The organism is Paenibacillus sp. EC2-1 (genome assembly GCF_049311625.1).
Classification (GTDB): domain Bacteria; phylum Bacillota; class Bacilli; order Paenibacillales; family Paenibacillaceae; genus Paenibacillus_AQ.
Map to the genome: position 1 here is coordinate 4354089 of NZ_CP186006.1, position 16319 is coordinate 4370407.

The 16319-nt window shown below is 46.9% G+C and carries 13 protein-coding genes; 3 read left to right on the top strand and 10 right to left on the bottom strand.

Annotated features, from left to right (window positions below; all coding sequences use genetic code 11):
* Nucleotide 1 precedes the first annotated feature (1 nt).
* Both ACK8P5_RS20300 and cysT read right to left on the bottom strand, forming a co-directional pair.
* Nucleotides 2-799, bottom strand: a complete 798-nt coding sequence (locus ACK8P5_RS20300; protein ID WP_422658061.1) for a sulfate ABC transporter permease subunit — start codon at nt 797-799, stop codon at nt 2-4.
* Nucleotides 796-1611, bottom strand: coding sequence for a sulfate ABC transporter permease subunit CysT (gene cysT, locus ACK8P5_RS20305; protein WP_422658062.1), 816 nt, complete (start codon nt 1609-1611; stop codon nt 796-798). The genes ACK8P5_RS20300 and cysT overlap by 4 nt, the downstream gene beginning before the upstream one ends.
* 189 nt (nt 1612-1800) lie before the next feature.
* On the opposite strand from cysT, the gene ACK8P5_RS20310 reads away from it, so the two are divergent.
* The gene (locus ACK8P5_RS20310) at nt 1801-2202 is read left to right on the top strand and encodes a secondary thiamine-phosphate synthase enzyme YjbQ (protein WP_422658063.1); all 402 of its coding nucleotides are present in this window, start codon (nt 1801-1803) and stop codon (nt 2200-2202) included.
* 148 nt (nt 2203-2350) lie between these two features.
* Here the strand turns inward: ACK8P5_RS20310 and ACK8P5_RS20315 are convergent, their stop codons facing one another.
* The 3 genes from ACK8P5_RS20315 to ACK8P5_RS20325 form a co-directional block, all read right to left on the bottom strand.
* Complete coding sequence (locus ACK8P5_RS20315; protein WP_422658064.1) at nt 2351-2944, bottom strand: TetR/AcrR family transcriptional regulator; 594 nt, start codon at nt 2942-2944, stop codon at nt 2351-2353.
* 5 nt (nt 2945-2949) lie between these two features.
* Nucleotides 2950-3582 carry a YigZ family protein gene (locus tag ACK8P5_RS20320; RefSeq protein ID WP_422658065.1) on the bottom strand — a complete coding sequence of 211 codons (633 nt, stop codon included), beginning with the start codon at nt 3580-3582 and terminating at the stop codon, nt 2950-2952.
* A gap of 101 nt (nt 3583-3683) precedes the next feature.
* Complete coding sequence (locus ACK8P5_RS20325; RefSeq protein ID WP_422658066.1) at nt 3684-5039, bottom strand: glucose-6-phosphate isomerase; 1356 nt, start codon at nt 5037-5039, stop codon at nt 3684-3686.
* Between the two features lie 210 nt (nt 5040-5249).
* On the opposite strand from ACK8P5_RS20325, the gene ACK8P5_RS20330 reads away from it, so the two are divergent.
* Together ACK8P5_RS20330 and ACK8P5_RS20335 are read left to right on the top strand one after the other, a co-directional pair.
* Nucleotides 5250-6149 carry an NAD(P)-dependent oxidoreductase gene (locus ACK8P5_RS20330; RefSeq protein WP_422658067.1) on the top strand — a complete coding sequence of 300 codons (900 nt, stop codon included), beginning with the start codon at nt 5250-5252 and terminating at the stop codon, nt 6147-6149.
* Nucleotides 6150-6309: 160 nt separating this feature from the next.
* Nucleotides 6310-7266: a copper amine oxidase N-terminal domain-containing protein gene (locus ACK8P5_RS20335; protein WP_422658068.1), complete on the top strand. Its 957-nt coding sequence runs from the start codon at nt 6310-6312 to the stop codon at nt 7264-7266.
* A 15-nt stretch (nt 7267-7281) separates the two neighbouring features.
* Here ACK8P5_RS20335 and ACK8P5_RS20340 read toward each other — a convergent pair whose 3' ends face one another.
* The 5 genes from ACK8P5_RS20340 to ACK8P5_RS20360 form a co-directional block, all read right to left on the bottom strand.
* Nucleotides 7282-7602 (bottom strand): pyrimidine/purine nucleoside phosphorylase, encoded by a 321-nt coding sequence (locus ACK8P5_RS20340; RefSeq protein ID WP_422658069.1) that lies wholly within the window; start codon nt 7600-7602, stop codon nt 7282-7284.
* Nucleotides 7603-7700: 98 nt separating this feature from the next.
* Nucleotides 7701-9716, bottom strand: coding sequence for a transketolase (gene tkt, locus ACK8P5_RS20345; protein WP_422658070.1), 2016 nt, complete (start codon nt 9714-9716; stop codon nt 7701-7703).
* 321 nt (nt 9717-10037) lie between these two features.
* Nucleotides 10038-11084, bottom strand: coding sequence for a 2,3-butanediol dehydrogenase (locus ACK8P5_RS20350; RefSeq protein WP_422658071.1), 1047 nt, complete (start codon nt 11082-11084; stop codon nt 10038-10040).
* A 428-nt stretch (nt 11085-11512) separates the two neighbouring features.
* A complete protein-coding gene (locus tag ACK8P5_RS20355; RefSeq protein ID WP_422658072.1) occupies nt 11513-14302 on the bottom strand; it encodes a VWA domain-containing protein in 2790 nt (929 codons plus the stop codon).
* Nucleotides 14286-16283: a vWA domain-containing protein gene (locus ACK8P5_RS20360; protein ID WP_422658073.1), complete on the bottom strand. Its 1998-nt coding sequence runs from the start codon at nt 16281-16283 to the stop codon at nt 14286-14288. The genes ACK8P5_RS20355 and ACK8P5_RS20360 overlap by 17 nt, the downstream gene beginning before the upstream one ends.
* Between the last annotated feature and the right edge of the window lie 36 nt (nt 16284-16319).

Genomic DNA, 16319 nt, shown 5'->3' on the forward strand with positions numbered 1-16319 from the left:
ATCAATGCACACCCTTTCTCTTTTTGACCCATTCCATCAGAAGCAATAAAGCTACTGAAAAAGCAGCCAGTACTAAGGCGACCCCACTTGCCGCAGCCACATTAAAATTCTCTACATCCTGATAGACCAAAGTTGTAGCGGTTTGTGTCTTGTTCATGATGTTGCCTGAAACGACAAGAACAGCACCGAACTCTCCAAGTGAGCGAGCAATGGTCAGAACCATGCCATACACAACAGCCCAGCGAATCATCGGCCAAGTTACCTTTCGGAAAGTCAGCCAACCATAAGCGCCGAGTGTTGAAGCCGCCTGCTCTTGATCTGTACCAATCTCCTGAAGTACGGGCATGACTTCACGAACCATCAATGGAAATGTAACAAACAGTGTAGCAATGACCATTCCCGGAAATGCATACACCACCTTAAATCCGGTCCCTTCTAGAAAACCTCCGATAATACTATCTGGCCCCAGAATAAGCACAATCATAAGTCCTCCAATAACGGGAGAAACCGCATAAGGTAGATCTACGATACTGTTAAGCAAGCTTTTGATCTTATGACTAAGCCAACTTGCCCGGACAAGATAAAGGGCCAACATGATACCAAACAAAGCGTTTAAAATCGTTACAATGACAACAATGCTTCCTGTCATCAGCAGGGCGTGCATCGCCTCTGGTCTGCCGATTGCCTTCGCTAATCCGGTTAACCCACCGCTGAATGCACTCGTCACGATTTTGGACAGCGGAGCAATTAGAAGAATAAAGAATACGAAATACGTTAGCCCGATCCATAATCTCCTCATCCACGCCGCCCCCTCTGCTGCACCCGGTTCATGATCCATAGGATTGCAAATGACAGGGTAAGCAGTACAACAGATACAGCCGCTGCGCCCGCCGGATTATCACTTTCTACCTCACCATAAATAAACACCGAGGCGACGAGTGTTCTGCCAGGAATGTTGCCGGCTACCAGTACAACAGCTCCAAACTCAGCTAAAGCCCTTGAGAAGGCCAACATCCCTCCACTAATAATTCCCGAACTCATGCTTGGAAGAATTACTCGGAGAAAGGTTCTCGCTTTCGAAGCCCCCATGGTGTATGCCGCTTCTTCCTGTGATGCATCAATCTCCTCTAAAAGAGGCTGAACTGTACGTATCACAAAAGGAAATGTTACAAATACCATCGCAATAACAATAGCCGGTTGGTGGAACACGATTTCAAAACCAAGCGCTTCGGCTGCTTGCCCAATCAAACTCCCTGGTCCCAGTAAGAGCAGAATCATGAGTCCTCCCACAGCCGTTGGCAATGCAAAAGGTAAGTCAACAAGACTATTGAGTAGCGTCCTTCCCGGAAAACGATATCTGGTCAAGACCCATGCAATCATTGTTCCGATCAATATATTGATCAGTGTTGAAATCATTCCAAGCTTCAGGGTTAGGAATACGGCCTTCCATGCAATCGGATCGAGCAGACTAGCAGCAAAGTGCCCCCATCCCGCAGAAAGTGACTGCACATACACACCTAGAACCGGTAGAACAATGAGTACGGCAAAATAAAGCAAAATGGTGCTTCTAAATCCCCACATCCAACCTTTATGACGGATCAGTGCTGTCAAGATTCGTACCTCCTGCCTCCGGATGGCCCGGTCAACTTGATAAACTCATATTTCCTATTAGTATACTTGGAATTAATTGTTATACACACTTTACCAAAAGAAGATTGTAATCGTCAATCCATCTTTTGGACTTTATCGGGTAATATATAAAGAAACCTATTTCATTATTTCATAAGGAGCTGATGATCCATGCTGTATCATATGGAACTCTCGACTGTAAAACGCGATGAAATGAGGGATATCACGCGCGAAATCACCCACCTTGTCAAAGAGAGTAGTGTACAAAACGGAACCGTTCTGATCTACTGTCCCCACACGACAGCGGGCATTGCCATTAACGAAAACGCAGATCCGGATGTAAAGCGCGATGTCATCATGCGTCTTGATGAGGTCTATCCGTGGGAACACCCGAACTATCGGCATGCTGAAGGGAATACGGCATCTCATCTTAAATCAATCACTTGCGGGCCGTCCCAGCATATCATCATTTCCGAAGGGGAATTATTGTTAGGGCGCTGGCAGGGCATCTACTTCTGTGAGTTTGACGGTCCACGTTGTCGTGAATATTACGTTAAAATCATGCAGGGTTAATCTTATAGATAACACAAAAAAGACAGGTAGCGTATAAAACGCACCTGTCTTTGATTTCATTAGGAAATTGACGTTTCAACGCTCCAACGAAGTAATTCGTTGAAGTGTAAATGTAACAAGCATTGTACCATTCCACATTTGGACGGGGTTAAACTCTGCTATATAAACTTCGGCATAGTACTTTCACATGAGCAACAGCGGCTGGTTTAATCTCTTCGTAGTCAATTCGATCTTGAATATAGAATGATATAAAGCCATGCGTAGACAAAAATAAAGTCAGAGGCAAATTCCGTCTTTCCTCATCACAGTAAGCATCATCTAGCAAATGTTGACGAACTAACGCAGAGAACATATCAAAACATCGACTCTGCTCGGAGCGACAATAAGCAAGCAGCTCTTCATCTCGAATCATAAACATAATCTCATATTGATAAGGATTATTCAGTCCGAAACGGATAAACTCGAGCAAGAGCTGCTCCAGCTTAGATATACCATCACAAGGTGTTCTGCCAGCAGCCTCGTTCAGCAGCAAAGCAAGATCGTTGAAGTCTTTCATGACAATGGCGTAGAAAAGCTCCGCCTTTTCCTTAAAGTGATAATATAAGGACCCGTGGCTGTAACCCAGGTGCTGCCCGATACTTCGCATCGAGATGGCCCGGTATCCCTTCGTAATAAACAAATGCCTGGCCGCTTCTAAAATACGCTCCCTAGATAACTCCCGTTCTACCGCTCTTCTAGCCATATCAATTATTCCCCTTCAATAAAATAGAACCGCTCTCCCTCCGTAATAACGGACTGTCCCTGAGTCAAATCGACCATCCATGCAATAAAGGCATCCGTCTCCTGATCTTCCGGCAGACAGATGAGTGTAACTTTATCTGCGAACAACGTCTCACCCATACGGGTGTTACGGCTTCGAAGTTCATTCTCAACCTTCCCAAGCCAAGTGTAATCGAGCTCAACTCGTACTTCTCTGTGAAGCACTCTTGTGATGGGCTCACCAGCTTCTATCGCTGCTACAGCACCATCTGTATAAGCTCTGATCAGCCCTCCGGCTCCTAGCATGATTCCCCCAAAATAACGTGTCACAACAATAGCTACATTCTTAAGCTTCTGATTACGAATGACTTCAAGAATAGGCTTACCAGCCGTTCCGCTTGGTTCACCGTCATCCGATTGTTTCTGGATCTCATCCCGTTCCCCAATCATATATGCCGAACAGTTATGAGTGGCATTCCAATGCTTCTTCTTCATTTCCTCAATGAATGCGACTGCGGCTTCCTCAGTTTCCACCGGCATAATATGCCCGATAAACCGTGATTTCTTAATGACAATTTCCTTTGATCCCGCCAAGCGCACCGTTTTGTAGCGTTCCAGCATATGCCGATTTCAACCCCTTATTACCAAGAAAGCAGTCCCCGGCATAAAAAATACCGGAAAACTGCTTCCTTCAGCTTTTGTGTCTGATGTGTGATGTGGTGTTACTCGGAAAGTCTGGCTTCCAATTCGGCTTTCTCTTTCTCGTAACCCGGCTTGCCAAGCAGAGCGAACATGTTCTTCTTGTACGCTTCTACACCCGGCTGGTCAAACGGGTTCACACCAAGCAGATATCCGCTGATTCCGCATGCCTTTTCGAAAAAGTATACCAGATATCCGAAGGAATAGGGAGTAAAATCTGGAATTGTAACAATCAAGTTTGGAACTTGGCCATCTGTATGTGCCAGCATGGTTCCTTGGAATGCTTTTTTGTTAACAAAATCCATCGTCTTACCCGTCAAGAAGTTAAGACCGTCCAGATCGTCTGGATCGGATTCAATTGTAATATGACTCGCTACATTCTCAACTTGGATCACGGTTTCGAAGATGTTACGGCTACCTTCTTGAACGAACTGACCCATGGAATGTAGATCTGTCGAGAAGTCTACGGATGCAGGATAGATCCCTTTATAGTCTTTACCTTCGCTCTCACCGAACAATTGCTTCCACCACTCGGAAACAAAGTGTAGCGACGGCTCATAGTTAACAAGAATTTCAATGGCTTTACCTTTGCGATAAAGTGCATTACGAACCGCTGCATATTGATAAGCTTCATTCTCAGCTACGTTCGGGTTGCTGTATTCTTTGGCAGCATCAGCCGCACCTTGCATCATCTCTTCGATGTTGATGCCCGCAGTCGCGATTGGCAGAAGACCTACTGCAGTCAGAACGGAGTAACGTCCACCCACATCATCTGGAATAATGAAGGACTCATAACCTTCTTCATTCGAAAGCTCCTTGAGTGCGCCCTTCTCTTTATCGGTTGTTGCATAGATACGTTTGCGTGCTTCTTCCTTACCGTATTTCTTCTCCAGTGCTGCACGGAAAATACGGAAAGCGATCGCTGGCTCCGTTGTTGTACCTGATTTGGAAATCACGTTGATTGAGAAATCTTTACCCTCGATCAATTCAAGCAGGTGATTAACATATGTGGAGCTGATGTTGTTACCTGCGAAATAAATTTCTGGAGTCTTACGCTTGTCCTTCGGAAGAATGTTATAGAAGGAATGAGACAGCATTTCGATAGCTGCACGAGCACCCAGATAAGAACCACCAATACCAATAACGATCAGAACTTCAGAATCGTTCTGGATCTTAGCAGCAGCTTTTTGAATACGAGCGAATTCCTCTTTATCATACTCGGAAGGAAGGTCAATCCATCCAAGGAAATCCGAGCCTACGCCGGTTTGTTTATGTAACTGATCATGTGCCGTACGAATCGGCTCAGCCAAATAATCAATTTCATGTTGGTTAATAAACGAAAGGGCCTTGCTATAGTCAAACTTCACTTTTTTAGACATGCTAATAGCCTCCTGTTTTATCTTGTTAGAGAGAGTCAACATTTATAAGTAGAATACTTTAATTTGGTATAGGGATCAAGTTATGCCCGTGAACCGCTAAGCTTTTTTGCCATATCTGGATAAACCCGCATCACCAAACAGCTAGAATAAAGAATAGCCCCATGTTAAGATTAACCCGTTCGACGAATTTACATACGAAGGTGATATTTGATGAAAAAAATCGGATTTATCGGTCTTGGCACCATGGGTGCTCCCATGGCTTCAAACCTGCTTAAACAAGATTACGAAGTAACCGTCTATAACCGTACGGATGAGAAATGCCGTCCACTCGCTGAGCAAGGAGCTTCCACTGCCCCAACACCGCGTGAAGCATCAGAAGAAGTCGATGTTGTCATTACCATGGTCAGCAACGATGATTCCGTTCGTGATGTCTACTATGGTGAGAATGGTGTTCTCTCCTCGCTTACAGAGGGCATGACTGTGATCGACTGCAGTACCGTCTCCCCTGCGCTAGTGAAGGAAATCGCTGCAGAAGTAACAGCTAAAGGTGCTTCATTCCTCGATGCACCCGTGACAGGCAGCAAGCCTGCTGCGATCGATGGTACACTCGTATTCATGGTGGGTGGTGATGCATCCGTCATTGAAGCTCAAGCCGATGTATTCGATACCTTAGGTAAAAAAGTCATCCACATGGGACCCAATGGTAGCGGTGCAGTCGCTAAACTTGCCCATAATACGGTGGTTGGAATTAACAACCTTGCTCTTGCCGAAGGATTTGCTATCGCAGCGAAATCAGGAATCCCTGCAGATCATTTTCTCGAACTCGTCCAGCTTGGTTCCGCAGGAAGTAAAGCCGCGGAATTAAAAGGCCGCAAAATTATCGAGGGCGACTTCAGCAATCAATTCTCACTTGCTCTGATGCTCAAAGATTTGAAGCTTGCATCTTCACTAACCGATGGGATCGGAATGCCTTCTCCTATGCTAAATCTAGCAAAGAGCTTGTTCCAAGCAGGAGCCAGTGAAGGTTATGGCGACGAAGATCTTTCAGCTGTTGTCAAATGTTATGAAGCTTGGATCGGCCAGACGATCGGTGGTCAATCACAATCATAAAATGTGTTAAATAAGATACCTGCTCTTCTTAACTGTCATTCCTTACTTTATAAGGGATGGCACTTATAGAAAGCAGGTTTTTTCTATATGCCTGAACATTTCAGTCTGCAACCTTTCGCAGGATGTAACGTCCAATACACAGAAGGGAGGAATTACCAAGATGAAATTTAAAGGGATAAAACCACTTATGACAGCTGCCATGTTGTCCACCTTACTAACATCCATGCTAAACCCAGGCCAGGCACAAGCTTCACCCAGCACGAATCAAACCCTATCTGCCAAGGCTTACATTAACAGTGAACAAGCGTATGGTGATGTTCTCATAAGACAAGGAACTACTTTTGTCACGCTAACCGATCTGAAATCGCTGGGAGACTATGTCTATAAGTACGACAACAATAAAAAGCAAATTACGATGATCAGCAAGGATACCACAGTTGTCCTATCCGCTGGCAGCAAACATATAAGGATTAATGGTAGCAACAAAAGCCTATATGCTGCACCGTTTCTCAAGAAAGGTAAAACTATGATTCCGCTTCGTGCCGTAGCAGACGCCTTCCATGCTAAAATCTACTGGAATGCTTCTACTAAGACCGCGTATATCGCTAAAGCGGACGCAAAAGTTTTAGCAGGATTAAAGAGTGACAAGCTAGTGACCGCTCGAAACGCAGCTATTAAAGCGCCTAGAATTTCCTTGATTCCAAAGCCACTCATTGAGAGGACTTACTTAGAGATGCAAGGGGTGAACTATTATTTCCCTAAACATAAAGCTGACAAATATTTTGAGCTTGATAACGATCTAATCAGCTACTACGAAATCCGAAATAGCAATGCTGAACTGAAATGGCAGGCTAAAGTGGATTCGAATAAGGGAAAAAATCCGAAGAGTGATCTCTTCTTTCTCCCCTTCTACTTTATGAAAGAGATTGGCAAACAGCCTAACACATTAGGCTGGACCGTGGCCCAGTTCAATTTCCGTTATCCTGTTGGTTCAACCTACTACAGTATCCTTAACAGCAAAGATGAACCTGTCTTTGGTGATGTTGAGCTGGACAACCAGAGTCCAGAATATCAAGGCGTTATCGTAGAAATCCCTGAGGAATCAGACAGCGAATAGTATAATATTCGCGTCTTAAAGTTCTGCAGGATAGGAACAGCAGTAATCCGTTACTGTCCGAATTTCTAGCTTAAAGGAAGAGTTCCCAGGCACAGAGAAAGACGTAGGCTCTTGGATTTCCTGCCAATCTTGCTCTCCTGGAAGAAGAACACGCAAATCACCCGACAGAATTTCCATAATCTCAGGACCTGCTGTACCAAACTCATAATTCCCCGGAAGCATAATCCCCAACGTGACTTTCTGCCCGTCTTCCAAAATGACGGTACGACTCGTTACTTGACCCTCGTAATAAATATTAGCTGCCTTGTGAACCTGAACATTGCTGAATACCGACATAACCTACTTCTCTCCCCTCAAGAATATGTATATATAGATCAGCACCCGCTATTTGCGGGTGCTGAGATCTAGCTTAATCTTGATGAACGAATGGGTGATTAGATGAGTGCCTTCACTCGGCTAACCACATTTTCTACTGTAAAGCCGTATTCTGCAATGACACGATCACCAGGAGCCGAAGCGCCGAATGTGGAGATACCCAGAATGTCACCTTTGTCTCCTACATAACGCTCCCAACCAAACGGATGAGCCATTTCAACAGCAAGACGCGCTTTTACGTCAGGCAACAAGACAGAGTCTTTATATGCTTGATCCTGTTTATCGAACAGATCCCAGCTTGGCATGCTGATAACACGAACCTGAATACCTTCTTCAGCAAGTGCTTCTTGTGCTTTTACAGCCAGTTGAACCTCTGAACCCGTTGCAATAATCTGTGCTTGAGCCTTACCTTCTTTAGCATCAGCAACGACATAAGCACCGCGCTTAATGCCTTCACGAGCATTGTCCGCTGTAGCATCAAGGATTGGCAGGTTCTGACGAGTAAGAACAAGAGCAACAGGACGATCTTGGTTCTCAGCTGCATAAGCCCATGCCGCGGAAGTTTCATTCGCATCAGCCGGACGGATCACCGTTAAGTCAGGGATAATACGCAGGGATGCAAGTTGCTCGATCGGCTCGTGAGTAGGGCCATCTTCCCCAACAGCGATACTGTCATGTGTCAGTACGTACGTTACAGGCAATTTCATGATCGCAGCCAAACGGATAGCCGGACGCAGATAATCTGTAAATACGAAGAATGTACCACCGAAGATTTTAAGTCCGCCATGCAGTGCGATACCGTTCATTGCAGCTGCCATCGCGAATTCACGAACACCATAGTAAACATTACGTCCTTCGTAGCTTTCTGGCGTGAAGGAAGCCAAGTCGTTCAAATGCGTCATGGTTGAGCTTTCGAGGTCAGCAGATCCACCTAGCAGATTCGGTACGCCTTCAACCAAGCCATTTAACGCTTTACCAGAAGCAATACGTGTTGATACGGCTTTATCTTCTGTGCTGTATTTAGGAAGATCCTTATCCCAACCTTCAGCAAGTTCGCCAGATACGGCTCTTTCGAACTGAGCTGCAAGCTCAGGGTAAGCTGCTTTATATTTCGCAAACTGCTCTTCCCACGCTTTGTAAGAAGCGATACCGCGTTCTTTCACTTGTGCGAAATGTTCACGTACTTCTTCCGGAACATAGAAATCCTCTTCATAAACCCATTTGTAGAATTCTTTAGTCAACTTAGCTTCTTCAGCGCCAAGTGGAGATCCGTGAGTACCGCCATGTCCACCCTTACCTTGCTTGTTCGGGCTTCCGTAACCAATCACAGTCTTCACTTCAATCAATGTAGGACGGTTCAGATCAGTTTGTGCTTCGGAGATTGCTTTCTCGATTGCAGGCAGATCATTACCATCTTCTACGCGCAGAACTTGCCAGCCATAAGCTTCAAAGCGCTTCGCTACATTTTCAGAGAATGCAAGATTGAGCTCACCATCAAGGGAGATATCATTGGAATCATACAGCATGATCAATTTGCCAAGCTTCATATGACCTGCCATGGAAGCTGCCTCAGCGGACACACCCTCCATTAAGTCTCCATCGCCGCAAATAGCATAAGTGAAATGGTCTACGACCTTATAGTTGTCTTTATTGTAAACAGCACCCATGTGAGCCTCAGCCATAGCCATACCAACAGCCATTGCAACACCCTGACCAAGTGGTCCTGTCGTTGCATCAACGCCTGCAGTATGTCCAAATTCTGGGTGGCCCGGAGTTTTACTTCCCCATTGACGGAATTGTTTCAGATCATCCATCGATACATCGTATCCTGTAAGGTGTAGCAAGCTGTAAAGAAGCATCGAACCGTGGCCTGCTGATAAAACGAAACGGTCGCGGTTGATCCACGTTGGCTGATCTGGGTTATGGTTCATCGTTTTGGCAAATAGTTGGTAGCCCATTGGTGCGGAACCCATTGGCATGCCGGGATGACCGGATTTCGCCTTTTCAATAGCGTCAATAGCTAGTGTCCGGATTGTAGCAATGGACAAGTTGTCAATTGTCTGATTGGTTGTCATGATTCGTCCTCCTCAAATACGGTGCTTGAATTCCATTCCACCTACATTTATTAGGTTAAAAAGGCAGTTAGGAATGTTGAGAATATCATTTTGACTCTTATTGTATCATCTGTACCTTAGCATTTCCACACACGAATTTCTTTTCTTGTTAAAGACAGTCCAGTCCTTCATGCATTATGTCCTTTATAACAGGGGTTATAACCGGGAAATATCTAGTTGAAGCATGGAGGAAATGACTATTTATTGAATAATCCCTATGTAGTCTTTACATAATAAAAAAACCGGAACTCCACATTTCTTGGAATTCCGGTTCATCGTTCTCTATTCAGCTTTCACCAAAATCTTAACTTGGTTTCTTTCTCGAAGCAGGCCTTCGAAACCTTCATCAATCACTTCGTCCAGCTTAATTCGTTTGGTCACCAATTTATCTGCTGGGAAGTAACCCTGAGCCATCAAGCTGATGACCGCCGGGAACACATCGCGGTATCCGATAATGCCCGTTACTGTGCGTTCTTTTAATACAATGTTTTGCGGGTGGATCGAAGCTTCTTTCTCAAAAATGCTGACGATCATCGTTTCTCCGCCAATTCTTGTGGCATTAATCGCTTGCGTTAACACAGGAGGAACCCCCGTAACTTCAAAGGAAACCTCAACGCCACCGTTCGTGCGCTTATGAATTTCCTCTACAGCGTCATATTCTTTCGGATCGATGACAATAGCACCAAGCTCGGCTGCTTTTTGCTTACGCTCTTCAGACAGCTCAACAGCATAAATTTCAGAAGCGCCGGAAGCTTTCAATGCTTCAATCACTAGCAGTCCGATAGGACCTGTACCAAATACAGCGGCTTTGTCTCCTACTTTTAATTTGCTTGATCGTACCGCATGCAGAGCTACAGCAGATGGTTCAACTAGCGCACCTTGCTCATAGGATACCGATTCTGGAATTTTATGAATCATCACTTCAGGTACAGCAGCGAACTCAGAGAAACCACCGCCACCGCCAGCGAGACCATAGAAGCCCATTTTGTCGCACAAATTGTATTTGCCTTGTTTACAAGCTTCGCAAGTGCCACACGCATATATTGGCTCAACAACAACCCGATCTCCAACACTTGCTCGAGTTACACCTTCTCCAACTTCAACAACTTGTCCGGAAAATTCATGACCCATAACAACTGGGGCTTTATCTCCACTCAGCGGATGTGTTTCCAGCGGAATAAAAATTGGACCTGCCGTATATTCGTGCAAGTCGCTACCGCAAATCCCGCACCATTCAACTTTTATTTTTACCTCACCTTTAGCAGGTTTCGGTTCTACAATATTTTCCAATCTCAAATCTTTTACGCCGTGCCATCTCAAAGCTTTCATCAAAAATCATCTCCTGATGTAAATTTTGTTAATCGCTTCTTACAACTCAACTCTACGCCTTATTTTAATTTTAAACAAAGGTAATATATTAAACTTATGTCAATCGAGGGCTATCATTTACAATTACTTACTTCGAAGTAAGTAATTAAAAATCCCGCCTTCAAGCTCAGTAGCCTGAAGACGGGATATAGGGTGATGCAACTTACTAAAAAGCTTAGCGGGCATTGCGGTTTTTGGCCTTGAGCAGACGGTCCATGGCAGATCCGCCTTGCTCCTCACCATCGCCGGCTGCCTTCGGCTTCGGCGGTGGTGGGGGCGGCGGGCTTGCAGCGCGCCCGCCCGCTGTGCCAGCCGGCTTCGCCTTGGCTGGCGGCTCTTCCCGCAGCGGTGCCTTCGGCCGCTGCGGCACGCGCGCCTCCGGCGGGGCCTTACGGCCCCCGCCGGTGCGCTTGAAGCCGGGGCGGTTCCCCGCCCACGGCTTCGCCGCTGCCCGCGCCGCGATCACGCGGCTGCGCGGGCACCTCGGCAGCAGGCGGCTTGGCGGAGCCGCCGCTGCTGCCGTAGAAGCTCGCAGCGCGCTCCTTGCGCGCAGCGAGCCGATCGAGGCCGGCGTCACGCCCGGCCTCGGCGGCAGGAGCTGGCCGCCTGCGAAGCAGGGCGGCTACGCGAGTGCCGATGGCGGCCCAGGGCAGAGCCAGGCGCCGCACGGCGATGTCCGCGACCCACAAGAGGAGGGCCGCTACGAGCAGTGGGTAGCTCCAATCATGGAGCACCCGTCTAGACGTCGCCTCACGGTCGAATACATCCTCCGGCTTGTCCCAGGAGAGAACACGACCACCGGTTAGCTCAGCCAGCTTCTTGAGCCCATCTTCACCGCCTCCCGAAGATATGCGGTACTCCGGCGAATATGGAACAACAAAACCTGTGCCTGGCGCAGCTTGTACGGATTGTCCTCCACTAACATCTTCAAGCGACATCAGAAATGCACCAGGTTTAGATACTTGAACTTGACCCGTGTAACGTCCGGGCGCCTCTTGCACGAGGTCAACGGTCTTCTCCCCCGCTTCATCTCCGGAGATCTTAGCAACCATCTTCTCAGGTGGATTATCGCTACTCGCTTCCACCTGCAGCTTAACCTGATTACCAGCTGTGGTCGTTGATACTTCATAGGAAGAGGACGTGAATTGCGGAAAGGTCCACTTTACAATCTCCGTTAAAGTATCAGCGAATGCAGGCCAGGACACCCACTCCTTCGACCACTTTCCACTAAGGTCACTCGTCCATGCTACCGTTCGACCAGAACCATACTGCCATCTTGCAAGAATTGGATCGGGCTCTGGGCTCACCAGCACCGTTTGGGCTGATGCTTTGGCCGTAGTTGCCACATAACCATATAATCCAGGCACACCTTGATCGAATAGTGACGACCAGTCTCCCGCATTTTGTATTGCAGGAACAAAAGGCTTATCCACAATATACGACTTCGCCATCAGTGCAGCCTCCCGGCTGAATACAGCAGGAAGTGTTGTTTCATCCTCAACATAGTAGTACCGACCTTTTGCGGCATCCGCAAGATATTGCAGTAGATTACGGTCTGCATCCATACCTACAGCGACCGATGATAACGTGATCTTATTCTTCACCATCATACTGGTTAGATCATCGTAGCCCGAATGCAAAGCCGATTGACCATCGGTCATAAGGATAATATGTCTTCTCTGTGCTTTAATGTTCAGCATCTCATTTAGAGCCGACTCCACGGCTGGATAAATATTCGTTCCGCCCGCACTCGGGATGGACTGAATGGATTCAAGCACATCCTTCTTATCGCCCAGCTTCTGCGGTGGAACAACCCACCATGGCTGATCATCAAACGCAACCACACCTACTGTATCTTTGGAGCGTAGTAGCTCCACGGTGCGCATTGCTGATTCTTTGGCAAGCTCTATCTTTTCCCCACTCATACTACCGGAGCGGTCGATTACTAGAATCAATCCTTGGGATGGAATCTCGCGTTTTCCTTCGAGCTCCATGGAGACAGGGAGTGCTTTTTCAATCGGTGTCTTGAAGTAACCGCCCATCCCAAAGCTATCCTCGCCACCAACCATCATGAACCCGATCCCGAAGCTTCTCACAGCCTGCTCAATCAGTTCCATCTGCTTCCCACCGACATTACTACCCGATACATTATTAAAAATAATACTGTCATAAACAGCATACTTCGCAGGCTCAAGCGGAAGCATATGTGGTGGAATCACTTCCGTGCCAATCATACCTGACTTCAGTGCAGCGGTAATGTTCCCGGATGTCCCCGGCGTACCCTCAACAATCAGCACGTTCGGCGGACCATCTACACGCGTGAAGTCATATCCTGCATTGTTCGCAGCTGATTCATCACCATCCATGAAGATCTCAGCTTTATATCTGTGAAGACCAGGCGACTTCGCTAGACCCTTCACAGCAAAGCGATTCTCGCCTGCAGAAAGCTCTACACGCTCCCGTCCGATCTCCCGGTTATCTTCATAGATTCGAAGCTCTCCAGCAGTCTTAAACGTACTCTTGATCATCACTTCAACATAGAACGATTCGGCCTGATACAACTTATCGGGTACACGTAATTCCTCAACAGCAGCATCCTTGATATCTAGCTGTGGAACAGGCAGAACATCAACCGCGATCCCGCGATCCTTCAGCAATCTCCCTACGCCCAGCATACTGCCAACATTCTCTTCTCCATCCGAGAGCAGCACAATCCGAGAATCCGCCGTACCTTCGAATAGATTACCTGCGAGCTGAAGTCCGGATTCAAGACCCGTGAACTTACCCTCTAACGCTGCATTAAGTGAAGCCCCTGCTTCCTCCGAGAAAGATAGTTTACGTTCAACGGCTCCCTCAAGTCCTGTAGAGACAAGAGCAGTGCTATCATCTTCACCTTTCGCTTTAATAGAAGTTTGAACCCATTCACTGAGCCTTGATGTGTCCCCCATACTGTCAGATCGGTCTGCCAGATAAACAACCTGTTTATCATGTAGAATCGTAAATCCATGAAGTCCCGATAAGACAAAAATAAGTAAAATAATAACGCAAGCTCTTAGAAATAACGCAAGTTTCTTACGGAAACCACCTAACCGAAAATCCGATTTATAAGCATAATAGAGAAAAACTCCAGCCGGAATTAGAAGCAATAAAAGCCACGGCACACTAAATTGAACGCCCACGCTGGTACACCCCCCATTCTGCCGCAATCACAGCAAGCGCTAATGCCGCAAGCCACGGAATAAGTGAAGTCGCACTCGTATCCGCATCGTTCGATGGAGTAGGAGCTGCGCTATCCTTCTCTCCTTCGGTCTGCCCATTAACTGATTGACTTACGAGAGGACCTTTATCGAAAGATAGCTCCCCTTCAAATGGATCAGAGGTTACAGCAAGCGAATAACTGATCTTCTCTCCGGCCTTATTCTCTTGTTCAAAAACATATAACCCTGGCGTTTCAGGTACCGTTTGTGCTGCTGAAAATCCTTTATCCGTACGCATCGCTTCACTCGGGGCGACACCACGCTCAAACGCTAATCCACCTTTGGGAACAAATCCTGCTTTCACGGTGTCTGCAGCAATCGGAATATCAGCAACAGCCCCAGCCATGTAACGACCGAGCCCACTTCCTTTACCTGCGGTCAACCATTTCAGTGCATTATTCACAAGCACAGGAAACTCTGATGATAAGGGAAGATCGCTATCCTGTAGTAAAAAACCAAAGGATAAACGAGGATATCCCCCTTCTTTACCTGCATAAACGACAGGCGTATCTCCAAACTTAATGATCGGCTCACCCCACATGGGTTCTTCGTCCACTAAATTACCTACATATACGCCAGATAACGTAATATACGATGTTACCGGGTGACTGACCATGACTGGTCGCCCACCAGGATTCGGCTTCTTCTTCCCTTGAGTACCTATGGTCCAGAGAGGAGTTTTGTCTGTTAATACAGCCCACTCTCCCTTGGTGTAAGCTTCTGGCATCGATCCATCCATCACGATCAGGTCAAAATCCCCCGTGGGAACAGGCACTTCATTACTCTGCCCTGTTTCTTTAACCGTGCCAGCAGCGCTCTCCGTGTTCACCACAACCTTCGTTACTTCTGCTCCGCTTAATTGAAGTGCCTTTTCCAGAAACATGTTCCCCGCGGTAAGTAGAAGAACCCTTGAGCTTCCGAGCTTCGTGCCAAAAGCATACGACTCATTATCCGCGTGGTACTCATCATCTCCGGCAAGCTCCAGACGGTACACCTCTGCAAACGGAATATCTGCAAACGTGACTGTCGCTTTTGCTCCGGATTTCACTTCCACTTCTCTGCTTATGAGTAACTTATCATCGCCATATAGATTCGCTTCCACCTCCACAGGCTGTGCTGAATTACTACTGATCACAGCTATTGCAGAGCTGGGTGCAGCTGCGTTTGATTCTTTGTTTGAAATACCGAACTGTTCAACCGCATAATTTAGTGGCAATCCCCCAGCTATTTTCTCAACAGATATCGGTACATTGAATACCATCTGATCCGTATCTTCCTTCCACTGCCCGTCAGTGAACACGATCACTTCTGCATCCGTTTCCTCACGTGTTAAAGCTGACGCTAGTGAAAGCGTCTCTCTGTAGGAAGCTTGTCCGTAATAAAGCTGCATTTCATCTACTGCCTTCCGAATTACATCCCTGTCCTCTTCACGCGACAGCAACGTAACGGGTCTTGCACCGACGGTCAACAGTGTAATGTCTTTGCCCTTCCCCTGATCTTTAACGTATTCCTGAATACGTTCCTTCAATAGATCAAGCCTAGTAAACGTGCCCGCTTCGTCCTTCGGTTTCGTTAACCCGCCTTGAACTTCCGCCTCCGCGCTCATGCTGCCTGAGGTATCGGCGACGATAACGATATGCTGACTCCCACTGCCGGACACCTTCAAAAAAGGCTGCATCAGCGCGAAAATAATGACAGCTGCTGCCAGTAGCTGTAACCATAACAATAATCGATTTTGCAGCTTCTGCCAGGGCCGATTCGCCTCCAAATTACGCAGTACTCGGTCCCATAGCATATGGCTCGGCACTGTTGTATCTATATATTTCCGCTTAAACATATACATCAGCACGATGGCTGGTATAGCAAGTCCGAACCATAGACTAACCCAAGATTGAATCCCCAAAAAGTCCTCCTCCTTAAAACCGCTGCCTGGTATAGC

Excerpts from the sequence above, each read along its gene's own strand:
- ACK8P5_RS20300 (WP_422658061.1), bottom strand. The coding sequence starts at position 799 with ATGAGGAGATTATGGATCGGGCTAACGTATTTCGTATTCTTTATTCTT.
- ACK8P5_RS20310 (WP_422658063.1), top strand. The coding sequence starts at position 1,801 with ATGCTGTATCATATGGAACTCTCGACTGTAAAACGCGATGAAATGAGG.
- ACK8P5_RS20315 (WP_422658064.1), bottom strand. The coding sequence starts at position 2,944 with ATGGCTAGAAGAGCGGTAGAACGGGAGTTATCTAGGGAGCGTATTTTA.
- ACK8P5_RS20320 (WP_422658065.1), bottom strand. The coding sequence starts at position 3,582 with ATGCTGGAACGCTACAAAACGGTGCGCTTGGCGGGATCAAAGGAAATT.
- ACK8P5_RS20325 (WP_422658066.1), bottom strand. The coding sequence starts at position 5,039 with ATGTCTAAAAAAGTGAAGTTTGACTATAGCAAGGCCCTTTCGTTTATT.
- ACK8P5_RS20330 (WP_422658067.1), top strand. The coding sequence starts at position 5,250 with ATGAAAAAAATCGGATTTATCGGTCTTGGCACCATGGGTGCTCCCATG.
- ACK8P5_RS20335 (WP_422658068.1), top strand. The coding sequence starts at position 6,310 with ATGAAATTTAAAGGGATAAAACCACTTATGACAGCTGCCATGTTGTCC.
- ACK8P5_RS20340 (WP_422658069.1), bottom strand. The coding sequence starts at position 7,602 with ATGTCGGTATTCAGCAATGTTCAGGTTCACAAGGCAGCTAATATTTAT.
- tkt (WP_422658070.1), bottom strand. The coding sequence starts at position 9,716 with ATGACAACCAATCAGACAATTGACAACTTGTCCATTGCTACAATCCGG.
- ACK8P5_RS20350 (WP_422658071.1), bottom strand. The coding sequence starts at position 11,084 with ATGAAAGCTTTGAGATGGCACGGCGTAAAAGATTTGAGATTGGAAAAT.